The following is a 13,936-nucleotide window of genomic DNA, read 5'->3' as shown; positions in this document are numbered from 1 at the left end:
TTTATTTAAACCCTACCCGTAATTGGGTGATAAATTTCCTAGTGTGAAATATTATTCAATATGAATGTTAGTGGTGAGTTTGTAGGGTGCAATAACCAGCGGGCATTGCACCATTGGACTGTAAATCTGTTGAAACGGCAAGGAAATGATTTGTTGACGCGGCATATTGGTCTGTTGCGGACATCGGTCGCGACGGTACGAAAGGCGCACCCGTTTGTCGTTCACGGTTGGGTGGTGTTGCCGGATCACCTGCATTGCGTGATTGAATTGCCGTCAAATGACATGAATTTTTCGACACGCTGGCGGTTAATCAAAATGGGATTTTCCAAAGGGCTGCCGCAAGAAGAAATACGTAACGCTTCACGTACACGCCGTGGTGAGCGGGGTATTTGGCAACGACGGTATTTGGGAGCATTTGATTCGGAATCAGCGTGATTTCAATGCCCACATGGATTATTTGCACATCAATCCGGTCAAGCATGGTTTGGTCAAATATGTAGCCGATTGGCCGCATTCGACATTTCATAAATTGGTGGAAAATAACGTGTATCCACCTAATTGGGCAGGTGGTGATGAGGATGCAGTAAATTGCAACGAGTAAAGAACTGGTCTCATCATCTGGTGTTTTGCGCTTCACTTAATGGCACCTTACCGGTTGCGGTTTTGAGAATAGGCCGTACGCATTGCAGCAACCGGTTATTTTATGGTGCAATGCGTTTCACTTATTGCACCCTACAAAGCTATGATCAACCTCCGCAAGCATACCGTTTTTCCCGAAGAATTTCCTGAAGCCTGGGCGTCCGACTGGGGCGAGGATGAGTACGGACTGTGGATGGCGTTCACATATAAAGGCGTGCGTCAGATATTTCGCTGGTGCGAACCGGGAACGTTTTTGATGGGTTCGCCAACGGGTGAACCGGAACGGGAATCGTTTGGTTTAGATGAAACGCAGCATGAAGTCACATTGACCAGGGGATTCTGGATGGCCGATACGCCGGTGACGCAGGCATTATGGACGGTAGTCATGGGAAAAGATTATCAAAACCCAAGTCGTTTTCAAGGTGAAGACCGTCCTGTAGAGAATGTCAGCTGGGACGATGCGCAAACCTTTATCGATAAAATGAACGGGTTAAAAGCGGAGTTGAAGCTTTGTCTGCCAACCGAAGCACAGTGGGAATACGCCTGTCGTGCCGGAACGACAACGCCATTTAGCTGGGGTGACCAGATCGACTCATCACTGGTTAATTTTGACGGTAATTATCCTTATCCCTACAATAATGGCCAGCGCAGCGAATTCCGTGAACAGACAGTCGATGTGAAGGTAATGCCGTGCAACGACTGGGGGTTGTACCAGATGCACGGCAATGTATGGGAATGGTGTCTGAACTGGTTTGGCGATTACCCGTCAGAGTCGGTAACCGATCCACAAGGTCCACAATCCGGAGACAGGCGCGTGTTGCGCGGCGGCTCTTGGTTCAGCGGCGGTGAAGACTGCCACTCTGCCTATCGTAATCAATATGTTTCCACTTACCGCAACGTCGATACTGGCTTTCGTCTTGCTCGAAATCACTGAATTCAGGGCGTGCTTTATGGTGCAATGCGCTTCGCTTATTGGCACCCTACAAAGCACCCACAAAACCTTTTTTATTCAATATTCTGAACCTGCTCGCGCATCTGTTCGATCAGGACTTTCAGTTCCATGGCGATTCGGGAGATTTCGATGTCGACCGATTTGGAGCCGATGGTATTGGCCTCGCGGTTGAGTTCCTGCATCAGAAAATCGAGCCGCTTGCCGACGGTTCCGTCGGTGTTCAAAATGCGTTCGACTTCATCCAGGTGGGTGCGCAGCCGGGACAGTTCTTCGTCGATATCGATTTTGGCGGCAAAAATGGTGATTTCCTGGCGTATGCGGTCGTCTTCGCGATTATCGAGTGCCTCTTGCAGGCGTGTGGCCAGTTTCTCTTCAAAGGCTGCGATCAGGTCGGGTATGCGCGGCACAATCGCCGCCAGGTGCTGCCGCATGGTAGCGACACGCTCAAGCAGTACTGCTTGCAGTTTTTCGCCTTCGCGCATGCGGGTCGCCTGTAGTTCAGGCAGTACCGACTGCAGCAGGGCCAGCGTGTTTTGATGTAGTTCATCGATGGACAGCACGTCGCTGCCGAGCATGCCCGGCCAGTTCAGTATTTGAGCAACGGACAAGCCGGCTGCTTCGGGTAGCGCGGTCTTGACCGTGTGATTCAGTTCCAGCAGTTTGTGCATTAACGCCGAGTTCAGTTGCTGCGGGTTTTCAATGTCCGAATGCGGTGTGAAGTTCAGTCGGCATTCGATTTTTCCGCGTTTCAGATGCTGTGCGATCTGTTCGCGGATTTTGGGTTCGAGTGCGCGGAAGTCGTCCGGCAGACGTAACTGAATATCCAGAAACCGGTTGTTGACGGCACGTAATTCCAGCGTCAGCGTGCCGTTAGGGGTCGTCTGCGTCCGGGTGGCGTAGCCCGTCATGCTGCTGATCATCATTGATGCACGCTCCAGTCGTTGGGATGAATTTACTGCGTTTGAAAGACCAGTCCGGCGTGTTCACGCATTTTGTGAAACTGCACGGTTGGCCAGTTTTCTTCGGCGACGCTGATTTCGGCGCCGAAGGAAGCCAGGAATGTCGGTGCGTCGACAGCATCGTAAGCAATCCGGTGCGCATTCGCTTCGATAAAACGCTGTAATTCACGCGGATCGTCCGCCGTCACCCAGCGTGCCAGCTGGTATTTGGCCGGCGCAATACGGGCGGCAACGGCATATTCATGTTGCAGGCGGTGCGCAACGACTTCAAATTGCAAAATGCCGACCGCTCCCAGCAACAGCATGTTGCCGAGATGGGGACGGAATACCTGGATTGCGCCTTCTTCGCCGAGTTGGGTCAGGCCAAGCTTGAGTTGTTTGCTGCGCAGCGGATCAGCTATTTCGACGGTGCGAAATATTTCCGGCGCAAAAAACGGCAGGCCGGTGAATTGCAGCGATTCGCCTTCAGTCAGGGTGTCGCCAAGCTGCAGGGTGCCGTGGTTGGGTATGCCGATAATATCGCCGGGATAGGCTTCTTCCAGAATATCGCGGCGCTGCGACAGGAACGACACCACGGTATTGGTACGAATATCTTTGCCGCTGCGCGCGACTTTAAGATTCATGCCGCGCCTGAACTGACCGGAGCAGATGCGCAAAAAGGCGATACGGTCGCGGTGCGCCGGATTCATATTGGCCTGAATTTTAAATACGACGCCGGAAAATTTCTGTTCGTCGGGCAATACTTCGCGCTGCATCGCCTGGCGGGGTTCTGGTGGCGGGGCCAGGTCCACCAGCGCATCCAGCACTTCACGTACGCCGAAATTATTGATGGCCGAGCCGAAAAAAACCGGTGTCTGCTGGCCGGCAAGAAACGCCATGTGATCGAAGGCCGGAGAGGCCACCTCAATCAGTTCGATTTCCTGTTGTGCATCGCTCAGGGCAGAGCCGAAACGTAATTGTACATCCCTGTCATTCAGGTTTGTAACAAGTTCGTTTGCGGTATCGGCACGGTCGGCGCCTGGTTTAAAGACACGCAACCCTTGCTTGCGCAGGTCATATACGCCGTGGAAAGAACGACCCATACCGATCGGCCAGGTAAACGGCACCGCATCCATACCGAGCGTGCGCTCTATTTCATCGATGAGGTCCAGCGGCGGCTGCACTTCACGGTCCATTTTGTTGATAAAAGTCAGTATCGGTGTATGCCGCGCTCGACAGACCTCAAGCAGGCGCAGGGTCTGTTCCTCGACACCGTTGGCAGCGTCAATAACCATCAATGCAGCATCGACGGCGGTCAGGACGCGGTAGGTATCTTCAGAGAAATCCTGGTGCCCGGGTGTGTCCAGCAGATTGATCACGCAGTCGCGGTATTCCATCTGCATGACCGAACTGGCAACCGATATGCCGCGTTGCTTTTCGATTTCCATCCAGTCTGAGGTGGCGTGTCGGCTGGCTTTGCGCGCTTTGACGCTGCCGGCAATATGGATCGCGCCGGCGTACATTAACAGTTTCTCGGTGAGTGTCGTTTTGCCCGCATCCGGGTGGGAAATGATGGCGAACGTTCGGCGCCGCGTGACTTCTTTTTCAATGCTCATGTTGCTTAGTAATGTGCTCCTGTGAATAAAGATAACAATGTGTATAGTGCGTTGGGCTGATTGTGCTGGCTGCCGGATAAGACTGGTTGCAGACCGGCATGGCATGCGGACAACGTGGGTGAAAATGACAGCCTGCCGGTGGCGAGGCCGGCGAGGGCAAATCCCCTTTTAATTTTATCATGGCTGCAGCAGAGGATTCATTAATGACCGGCACTGCGGATAATAACGCCTGCGTATACGGATGCCGGGGATGATCGATCACTTCATCGACCCGCCCGTATTCAACAATACGACCCAGGTACATGACTGCAATCTCGTCGGCCAGATATTCGACGACCGAAATATTATGCGTTATGAATAAAAATGCAAGTCCAAAATCATTCTGTAACGTATTCAGAAGATTCAGAATCTGCGCTTGTACAGAGACATCGAGAGCGCTGGTTGGTTCATCGCAAATCAGCAGACTTGGATTGACCGCCAGCGCCCGGGCGATTGCTATGCGCTGCCGCTGACCACCCGAAAATTCATGTGGATAGCGCCATTTGGCTTCAACGGGCAATCCGACGCAATCGAGCAGTGCATCAACTGCCTGTTCGCGCGAAAGGGGGGGCTGCGATGCCTGAATATTCACGGCCGGCGTGTCGACATTGAGTGCATTCATGCCTTCCTGAAGAATATCGATAATCCGCATACGCGGATTCAGGGATGAATAGGGATCCTGAAATACGAATTGCAAATCTGAACGCAGCGGGCGTAATCGTTCACGGCGCATGCCAACCAGCTCATGGCCGTTATAACGGACATTGCCGGCCGTCGGTTCGATCAGCTGCAGAATACTTTTACCGACGGTGGTTTTTCCACAACCCGATTCACCGACCAGCGCCAGTGTTTTTCCGGCAAAGATGTTCAGCGAAACGCCATCAACAGCCCTGACCTGCCCGACCAGGCGTTTGAACAGTCCTTTGCGGATCGGGAAATGAACTTTAAGTCCGTTAACCTGCAATAACGGCTTGTCGGCCTGTGGTTGCCGTGCTGCGGTTTCGGTTTTCAAGGTAACATCAGGTGCCGGTCTGTTTTGCTCAGGTACGGCAGCCGTATCGTAAAGATGGCAGCGGACGCTGTGATTGTCAGCAATTACATGCCATTGGGGTACGATATCGTGGCAGCGTGCAAAAGCATGCGGACAGCGGTCAGCAAAGCGGCAGCCTTTGAATTGCTGTGACAGTGAAGGCACCGTGCCGCTGATGACAGCCAGTTCCAGATGACGTTTCTGTTTGGCCGGAAGCGAGGCGAACAGCTGCTGTGAATATGGATGCGCAGGTTGCGAAAAAAACCGTTCCCGCGGGGATTGCTCGACGATTTCTCCTGCATACATGACCGCGATGACCTGCGCCATTTCACTGACGACGCCAAGATCGTGCGTAATCAGCAGGATTGTCATCTGATTTCGTTGCTGGATCCGGCGCAGCAGATCGAGAACCTGCGCCTGAATTGTGACATCAAGTGCGGTTGTCGGTTCATCGGCAATCAGCAATTCGGGCTGGCCTGCCAGTGCCATGGCGATCATCGCCCGTTGCTTCATGCCACCTGAAAACTGAAAGGAATATTCATGCATTCTGCGGCGTGCATCGGGAATTCCGACCTGTTCGAGCAATTCGACAATGCGATGCTGCGCGGCGTCATTACTCAGCGGTAAATGCTGCTTCAAAACCTCGTTAATCTGATCTGCAATAGTCATGACCGGATTGAGGCTGAGCATGGGTTCCTGAAATATCATACTGATCAGTTTGCCGCGAATACGGCGCATTGAAGCCTCAGGCAACTGAAGTATGTCATTGCCGCTGAGTCTGACTGCGCCCGACTGAATTTCACCGGTGTCAGGTAATAATCGCATGATGGACAGCGCTGTCATGGATTTGCCGCAGCCTGATTCGCCAAGCAGGGCGAAAGTCTCACCTTTATTGATGGTTAATGACAGGCCGTCGACCGCACGTACCGGACTGTTACCGGTATGCAGTATCGTTCTCAGATTTTCAATTTGCAGAAGTGTGTTCATGATTGCCGTGGTGGTCTGTTGACTGTAACGGCTGTAACCGGCGAGACGGATGCTTGTGTCGCCGCTGCCTGATGTGTGGTTGCCGCAGCCGGGATATTACCTTTTGACTGGTTGTCGTGGCTCTGATAAGTTCTGACGCGAGGGTCGAGCGCTTTCTGTACTGCGTCTGCAAACAGGTTTGCACAGAGTACCAGGGTGAACATAAATAAAAACGCGGCCAGTAATGCCCACCAAACCATCGGTTCGCGGGCCATTTCCAGCCGGGCCGCATTAATCATGGTGCCAAAGCTGATCATGGACGGATCAACGCCCACGCCAACATAGGACAGCACGGCTTCGGCCAGCACCAGCCCACTGAAATCCATCACTGTGGCTATCAGAACAATGTACATCACGTTAGGCAGGATATGGCGGCTGATAATACGCCAGTGCGAGACACCGAACGCATGTGCAGCCTGAATGTACTCCATCTCCCGAAGTTTCAGTGTTTCTCCGCGTAGCAATCGGCACAGGCTGGTCCAGCTGGTAATACCCAGAATAATGCACAAAAAAAGCAGTCGTATATCAGCACGCGACGCAATCGTTTCAAACATTTCCGGATGAGTTTCAATATAAACCTGCATCATGAGAACCGTTGCTGCAATCAGCAGGACACTGGGGATGGAGTTCAGCGTGGTATAAATGTATTGAATCACGTCATCGATCCAGCCGCGAAAGTAGCCGGCCGTTATGCCCAGCAGCAATGCAAAAGGCAGCATTATCAGCGTGGTCAGGGTGCCGATAATCAGCGCAATGCGTATGCTTTTCAATGAAAGATACAGTACATCCTGGCCGACTTTGTCCGTGCCAAGCACATGGTATTGCATTGCGAGCAGTGTGGTTATACCGATCAGCACGGAAACAATTGCCAGTGTAATAAGAATGGCATGCCATGGAATCTCAGTTGACCGCCGCCAGATGGACTGAAAACACTGAGCAAAGTTGCGGTCTGAACGCCGTGCCATGCTCAGGCACAGCAGGGCATGCAAGCCGCACCATACCAGGAGTCCCAGCACTGCACCAGTAGCGGTCCGCCACGCGATATCCGTTAACCGGTCCGACGCCGGGTTTTGAAGGTGCGCGCCGCCAAATTCGAGTCTGGCAAACGTGCGTATCTGGTTGCCGTCCGGTCGGTCGATAGTTTCTTTGGTATATAAATGCGTCGCCAGCGGCGCCGAATAGGTCTTTTCTACGTTGGTTCGCAACGGCGTCAGCACGATATCGAGCACACTGAGTACTTCAACACTGTACACTCTTTCCCCGTGATTGTTTGTGTGCTGTAAAGCCGGGCGGAAATGTAGCGTATCCAGTAAACCGATAGTAATGAAGACCAGTAAAACGGTAAGTGCTGACATACCACTGGTACTGTGCCCGACTCTTCTCCAGGGGGCGAGCAAGTACTCATGGTTTCGTACATACCAGATGGTAACGAGCACGATCAGAACCAGTAAAAATACCAGTGAGTCGGTCCAGAGAATAACGGGCTTGAATGGCATTTCAGTATTCGTTTGCAGCAGGGTCAAATGTGGATGGTTTAAGACCACCGGTTATAACATAATTGTATCTGCTTCACCATCACCTTATTATGGGGCGGTCTCGCTGTTGATGGTGAATTTGTGTGTCAATCGGATGCACTTGTTTGTGATTTGCAAACAGCAACGCGCTGTTTGATTGTTGACAGTTCAGTTTACTCGGTATGCAATGCATCGACGGGATTCAGTTGAGCGGCGCGCATAGCCGGTAACACCCCGGCTGCAAGACCTATGAATATTGAAATTACCAGGGCACCTAAAACATAGTCCCAGGGAATGTTAACCGGCAAATTGACGACAAAAATTTTGAGCAAGCCGGCCAGACCTGAGCCGGCGATCAGTCCTGCCATGCCGCCCAGTGTTGATAACACCGTCGATTCAATCAGAAATAAAGTCCGAATGCGCGCGCGCGTTGTTCCCAGCGCAGTCAGCAACCCGATTTCGGCTACCCGTTCTGCGACTGCGATATGCATTAATGTGACCATGCCGACAGCGCCGACCAGCAGGGAAATACCGCCCAGAGCCGCAACAGCGAACTTGAGTACATTCAGCACTGTCGAGAGCGTACTGAGCATTTGCTGTTGTGGTGTGACCGTAAAATCTTCCCGTCCGTGACGTGCGACGAGAATATCTTTTAGCTCGTCAACAACAGCTTCCAGCGGCGCGTCAGGCTGGTAGGAAACATTAATTTCCATTACGCCTTCCCGATTAAAGACCTCCAGTGCCCTTGTGGTGGGAATGTAAACGGTATCATCCAGATCGAACCCGAGCACATGACCCTTGGGGGCCATGACGCCGATGATCCGGAACCGGGAGCCGCCAGCCTGCAGAATTTCTCCAAGCGGATTTTCGCTGTCGAACAGTTCCTGATGTACTTTGGCGCCGAGTACGACATAAGCGCGCGGGTTCCGTGGATCGTCGTCCGGCAAAAATCGGCCGATAGCAACCTGCATATTGAACGCACGTGCGAAATCGGGGCCCTGGCCGTACAGCGTGACGCGTCTGCTGAGTCTGTTAGCCTTGATTTCCGCATTTCCCATAACGCTTGGATTGGCATATTCGACATAGCGGGAATTGCCTAATGCAATCGCGTCATCGATGGTCAGCAGACGGGCGCTGCCGATAGCGCCCAGCGAACCGCCGTGTGTTGTGATTTTACCGGGTGTAATAGTAATGATATTGGTCCCGAACTGGGTAAATTCCGATAATACAAAACGCTGGACACCATCACCGATGGCCGTTAACAGAATAACTGCGGCTATGCCGATGGCGATCCCGGATGCCGATAATGCCGTGCGCAGGGGGTGCGCGGTCAGTGAACGAAAAGCAAAATGCAGTGTATCGATCGTGTTCATTTCTTGCTCAATGCTTGAACGGCATCCAGACGCGCGGCCTTGTTGGCTGGCAGGATACTGGCAAGAATTCCGGTTAACAAAGCGACCGTGATACCGGCAATGCTGGCCCATGCAGGCGCCCATGCAGGAAGATCAGGATAAGCAAGGCGTAGCATAAGACTGCCTAACTGACCTACCAGAAAACCGAAAGCTGCACCCGCTGTAGACAGCCACATGGCCTCGGCAAAAAACAAGAAACGAATATCGGCGGCTGGCGCGCCTATCGCTTTCAACAGTCCGATTTCCGAAGTGCGTTGATTCACGGCGACCAGCATCACATTCATGACCAGAATACCGGCAACGATCAGGCTGATCGCAGCGATACCGGCAACAGCAAGTGTCAATGCGTGCAAAATACGATCGAATGTCGCCAGAATTGCGTCCTGCGTGATAACGGTGATATCTTCCTCGCCATCGTGACTTTGTTTGAGCGTTTCCAGAATGGCTTCTTTGGCTGGTTCTATGGCATCGTGGCTTTTGGCCTCGACCAGTATGCGAAAAAGGGACGTGGTGTTGAACAAGGACTGCGCCTGTTCGACCGGTATGATCACGATTTCATCGGTATTGTGGCCCATGGTTTTACCCTGAGGGGCGAGAACGCCGGATACAAGAAATCGACGTTCATTCAATCTGATTCGCTGTCCAATGGCCGATGTCAGTGGAAAGAATTCGCTGGCCAGTTTGGAACCAAGGACGATCTGGGCGCTGTAGTCAGCGCCATGCTTCAAAAAGCCGCCTTGAGCCAGTTTCATGTGCCGTATGGGAATTAGTTCTTCATTGCTGCCGAGCACGGTAACCTCGCGCAGCCGGTTTGAAGCGGAAAGCTCCGCCTCGCCAACGTTCAGTGGCGCGTATCGCCTGACTTGAGGAAGCCTGCCGAGCAATTGCGCATCTTTCAGCGTCAGATCACGTGGTGTCTGGCCCAGCACGGCGCCGGGAAATGCGCCGGTAGTTTCTGCGCGCCCTGGCATGACAACAAGTAAATTGGTTCCGATAGAAGAGAACTGGTTTACAACATATTTTCGGGCGCCGTCGCCCAGTGCAGTCAACACAACAACGGCGGCAACACCCAGTGTCATCGCCAGAATAATCAATACCGAGCGCAGGCGATAACTGACTACGGTTTTAAATGATAAAAAAAAAGTATCGGCCAGCGTCATGTCTTTTTATCGGTCATGATTTTTCCGTCACGCAGCATCAGTTGACGGTGCGCACGATCACCCAGCTCGCGGTCATGTGTCACCACTATGAGTGTGGTGCCGGTCTGGTGCAGATTTTCCAGCAGCGCAATTACTTCTACGCCTATTTGATGGTCCAGATTGCCTGTTGGTTCATCGGCCAGTATAGCCGTCGGCTGCATAATGGTGGCGCGTGCAATGGCGACGCGCTGTCGTTGTCCGCCGGATAATTCAGACGGCCTGTGCGCGGCACGGTCTGAGAGATCGAATGCACGTAATGTATCGTTTACACGTTGCTTGCGCTCAGCAGCCGCCAGTCCGCTAAGAATCAAGGGCAGCTCAATATTCTCGGCAGCTGTCAGGCGCGGCACCAGATGAAACGATTGAAACACAAAACCGATCTTTTCACGGCGGATCTGTGCCTGCTCGGCTTCAGACAAGTCGGTGACTGTTTTTCCATCGAGCCTGTAACTGCCATCGTCCGGTTTGTCCAGTAAACCGATGACATTCAGTAATGTTGACTTTCCAGAACCGGAAGGTCCCATGATGGCCACATATTCACCATTCTGTATCTCAAGATCAATATGATCCAGCGCATAAATACTCTGTTCTCCCATATGGAAAATGCGCGTTATACCGGTCAGCTCAATCATGACACAGGGGTTTCGGATGCTTTGGGCCGCACGACGATACCCGGTTTGATTTCTTCAAGATCAAATGAAATCAGCACTCGATCGCCGTCATCGAGACCACTGATGATTTCGGTGAAGCTCCAGTTAGCCAGACCTGTTTCAAGTTGCCGTTCTATCAATGTATTGTCCTGACTGAGCAGCCATACCTTATTGTTCTGGCGCAGGGCTTGTGTCGGTATACGCAGCACATGTTCGCGGCTGTCGAGAATCACTTCGACATCGGCGCTGTAACCAGCCAGTAGCGGATTGTCAGGCAGTTCGGAGAAATCGACTTCAATATCGACGGTTCTGGCCTGTTTTTCAACTTCTGTGACATAAGGGGCAATGCGCCTGACCCGGCCCGGAAAGGATATTTCGGGCATGGCATCCAGGGTGATACGTGCAGGCTGACCGATTCTGATTTTGGGGGCGTCGATTTCATCCATGGGCGCCATTACATACAAGCAGCTGGTATCAATCAGGTCAATAACCGGCGGCATTGGAATACCTGGAGGCGAAGGGGTGGCGTATTCGCCGATTTCGCCTGTTACCTGTGCAACGACACCCGCAAAGGGTGCTTTTAGAACGGTACGTTCCAGACCGGCCAGAGTAACGCGGATCTGCGCCTTGGCACGCTTGATATCGGATATTGCCGCGTCGCAACTGGCCTGTCGCGCACGTGCATTGGCATCGGCGTCTTCAGCGGCCTGCGGGCTGATAAATCCCTTATCGACCAGTTGCTGTGTCCGTTGCGACTCCCGCCAGGCATTTTCTGCAATGATACAGGCCTCCCGGCGGCGCTCTTGGGCCATCGAAAGCTGGCGTTCGGCGAGTTCTCGCTGCGCGATCAGATCGGCATTCCAGAGTTCGAGTAAAACCTGGTCCTGCTCGACATTGTCGCCTTCATCGACGAGAATATGCGCGATCTGCCCACCGAGTGCCGGGGCCAGTCTGGCACGCTGGCAGGCCTTGACTGTGCCGGCACGGGTATTGACCACGGTAGACTCGACATTACCGTACGTGACGACAGCCAGTTCAACCTCTGGAGGCTCCGGACGGGAAAAATACCATACCGCAGCAAGTATCAAGACAATGAAACCGCCATATATGATAAAGCGGAATGTTTTTTTGGATTGCTGCATAATTAAGTAGCGATTTTGTTTGTATTCTTTAATGGGATACTGATATTTTACACATTCAATCAACCTTGCTTTTGCATGAATTAAGAAAATTTATGAATATTTCCAGCCAAGCGATATCCGAAGAATCTATCTGGCGCCACCCATTCATTCTTTCCAGTGGTGATCGACCTGTCAGCATAGACAATTTTCGTCCTGCTGAGCCAGACCATACGGTACTGGATCCGAAAACATACGAAGCGATTGAAGCCGAGAAGCTTTTTGCTACCATTAATCATACTCGAACCGAAGCAGGGCGCTTGTGCCTGTATCGCTCGTTAGTACGTCCGCTGCCTGATGCGCAGGTTTTACGAATGAAACAGGAAGCACTGCGGGAAATCGAATCGAACCAGAATATCTGTGAAGCGCTTGAACGCTATGTTGAAAAAGGTGTAAAAGACGAGCGTGAACTTAAATATCTGTTGTATGGAGAGTTTACAGGCGGATTGACTACCGATGTGCCGGCCGAGAGATCAGGAAGGCTCGAATTTGGCGGTTTTGGCTATCATCAGTATCGTGAAGGCACGCAGTATGTCGTTGACAGAGTTGCTGCCGCTAAAACATTACCGCAGCCTGAAAGCCGGTATCTGCAAATTCTGTTTGCAACGTTGCAGACATTTGAGCAGACGCATGTTTATCAGCTGATGAAAGGGCCGGTATACCTTGCCAACGACAAATTCAAGACGCAGCAGGAGAAACCCAGGTTTTTGCCGTTACCGCGGTTTCGCCCAACTATTTTCAAATGGGTGCCGGCAGTTTTATTTATTGCGGCAATTTATGCGATTATGCTTTTTTTTGAAATTCTGGCACCAGAGCTTGGCGCTTCGTATATCGGTTATGGAATTCTGCTGTTAACCGTGCCGGCTTTCCCGATCGTATTGCTGGCGATGGGCGCGTCGGATCGTGATTCGGTGATTTATCCACTGCGCCGACTATACCGGCAAAGCGAAGATCTGGCCAGACTGTATGATACTCTGGGCATGCTGGATGAATTACTGTCATTTCACCGCTTCAGGGCTTCACTGCAGGAGCCTATGACATTACCCAAAGTACTGGACGAACCGCATCACTTGCTGATCGTCGATAACGCCAAGAATCCCCTGTTGATTCACGACCATCCTGACTATGTGCCGAACGATATCGTTCTGGATACAGTCGGCAGGTTGCTGATTATTACCGGACCAAACAGCGGCGGCAAGACGGCGTATTGTAAGACGATTGCTCAGCTTCAGCTGCTTGGCCAGATTGGTTGCTATATACCGGCAACCAGTGCGCAACTGGTCCCTGCCGAACGGATTTATTATCAGGTGCCGGATCCGGGACAGCTGGCAGCGGGTATGGGACGTTTTGGGCATGAGCTCAAACGCACGCGTGAGATTTTTTTTAATTCAACGCCACGCAGTCTGGTTGTGCTTGACGAATTATCCGAGGGCACTACATTTGAGGAAAAAATGACACTATCGGAATATATCCTGAAAGGATTTCATCAATTGGGCGCCAGTACCATACTAGTTACCCACAATCATGAACTTTGTGAGCGGTTGCAGAGCGAAGGTATCGGGCGGTATCTACAGGTCGAGTTTGTACAGGATGGTCCAACGCACAGAATGATCGACGGTATATCCCGCGTCAGTCACGCGCATCGTGTTGCCAGTGAGATCGGGTTTAGTAAAGCGGATGTTGATAAGCATATCGAGCAGCATTTATCCGGCAGCAACAATAAAACAAGCTAGCGTTGTGTGG

11 protein-coding genes are annotated in these 13,936 nt (G+C 52.0%); 3 read left to right on the top strand and 8 right to left on the bottom strand.

What is annotated here, in order from left to right:
* Positions 1 to 60: 60 nt before the first annotated feature.
* On the top strand, positions 61 to 435 hold the full coding sequence (locus BMX44_RS07345; protein ID WP_245738863.1) for an REP-associated tyrosine transposase: 375 nt from the start codon (positions 61 to 63) through the stop codon (positions 433 to 435).
* A gap of 307 nt (positions 436 to 742) precedes the next feature.
* Complete coding sequence (locus BMX44_RS07340) at positions 743 to 1,573, top strand: formylglycine-generating enzyme family protein (RefSeq protein ID WP_090630780.1); 831 nt, start codon at positions 743 to 745, stop codon at positions 1,571 to 1,573.
* A 71-nt stretch (positions 1,574 to 1,644) separates the two neighbouring features.
* On the opposite strand, the gene BMX44_RS07335 is transcribed toward BMX44_RS07340, so the two are convergent.
* The 8 genes from BMX44_RS07335 to BMX44_RS07300 form a co-directional block, all read right to left on the bottom strand.
* Positions 1,645 to 2,514 (bottom strand): YicC/YloC family endoribonuclease, encoded by an 870-nt coding sequence (locus tag BMX44_RS07335; protein WP_342708029.1) that lies wholly within the window; start codon positions 2,512 to 2,514, stop codon positions 1,645 to 1,647.
* Between the two features lie 29 nt (positions 2,515 to 2,543).
* On the bottom strand, positions 2,544 to 4,145 hold the full coding sequence (locus tag BMX44_RS07330) for a peptide chain release factor 3 (RefSeq protein WP_090630527.1): 1,602 nt from the start codon (positions 4,143 to 4,145) through the stop codon (positions 2,544 to 2,546).
* Positions 4,135 to 6,201 carry an ABC transporter ATP-binding protein gene (locus BMX44_RS07325; RefSeq protein WP_245738862.1) on the bottom strand — a complete coding sequence of 689 codons (2,067 nt, stop codon included), beginning with the start codon at positions 6,199 to 6,201 and terminating at the stop codon, positions 4,135 to 4,137. The genes BMX44_RS07330 and BMX44_RS07325 overlap by 11 nt, the downstream gene beginning before the upstream one ends.
* A complete protein-coding gene (locus BMX44_RS07320; protein ID WP_090630773.1) occupies positions 6,198 to 7,736 on the bottom strand; it encodes an ABC transporter permease in 1,539 nt (512 codons plus the stop codon). The genes BMX44_RS07325 and BMX44_RS07320 overlap by 4 nt, the downstream gene beginning before the upstream one ends.
* Positions 7,737 to 7,927: 191 nt before the next feature.
* Positions 7,928 to 9,127, bottom strand: coding sequence for an ABC transporter permease (locus tag BMX44_RS07315; RefSeq protein WP_090630521.1), 1,200 nt, complete (start codon positions 9,125 to 9,127; stop codon positions 7,928 to 7,930).
* On the bottom strand, positions 9,124 to 10,326 hold the full coding sequence (locus tag BMX44_RS07310; RefSeq protein WP_090630519.1) for an ABC transporter permease: 1,203 nt from the start codon (positions 10,324 to 10,326) through the stop codon (positions 9,124 to 9,126). The genes BMX44_RS07315 and BMX44_RS07310 overlap by 4 nt, the downstream gene beginning before the upstream one ends.
* Complete coding sequence (locus BMX44_RS07305; RefSeq protein WP_090630515.1) at positions 10,323 to 10,997, bottom strand: ABC transporter ATP-binding protein; 675 nt, start codon at positions 10,995 to 10,997, stop codon at positions 10,323 to 10,325. The genes BMX44_RS07310 and BMX44_RS07305 overlap by 4 nt, the downstream gene beginning before the upstream one ends.
* Positions 10,994 to 12,157, bottom strand: coding sequence for an efflux RND transporter periplasmic adaptor subunit (locus BMX44_RS07300; RefSeq protein ID WP_090630770.1), 1,164 nt, complete (start codon positions 12,155 to 12,157; stop codon positions 10,994 to 10,996). The genes BMX44_RS07305 and BMX44_RS07300 overlap by 4 nt, the downstream gene beginning before the upstream one ends.
* Positions 12,158 to 12,249: 92 nt before the next feature.
* On the opposite strand from BMX44_RS07300, the gene BMX44_RS07295 reads away from it, so the two are divergent.
* Positions 12,250 to 13,926 carry a MutS-related protein gene (locus BMX44_RS07295; protein ID WP_090630512.1) on the top strand — a complete coding sequence of 559 codons (1,677 nt, stop codon included), beginning with the start codon at positions 12,250 to 12,252 and terminating at the stop codon, positions 13,924 to 13,926.
* The last annotated feature ends 10 nt before the right edge of the window (positions 13,927 to 13,936 follow it).

Origin of the sequence: Nitrosomonas marina (assembly GCF_900110145.1) — a bacterium.
Classification (GTDB): Bacteria; Pseudomonadota; Gammaproteobacteria; order Burkholderiales; family Nitrosomonadaceae; genus Nitrosomonas; species Nitrosomonas marina.
Note: the sequence above shows the minus strand (reverse complement) of the source record. Positions and strands in the feature narration are given on the sequence as shown.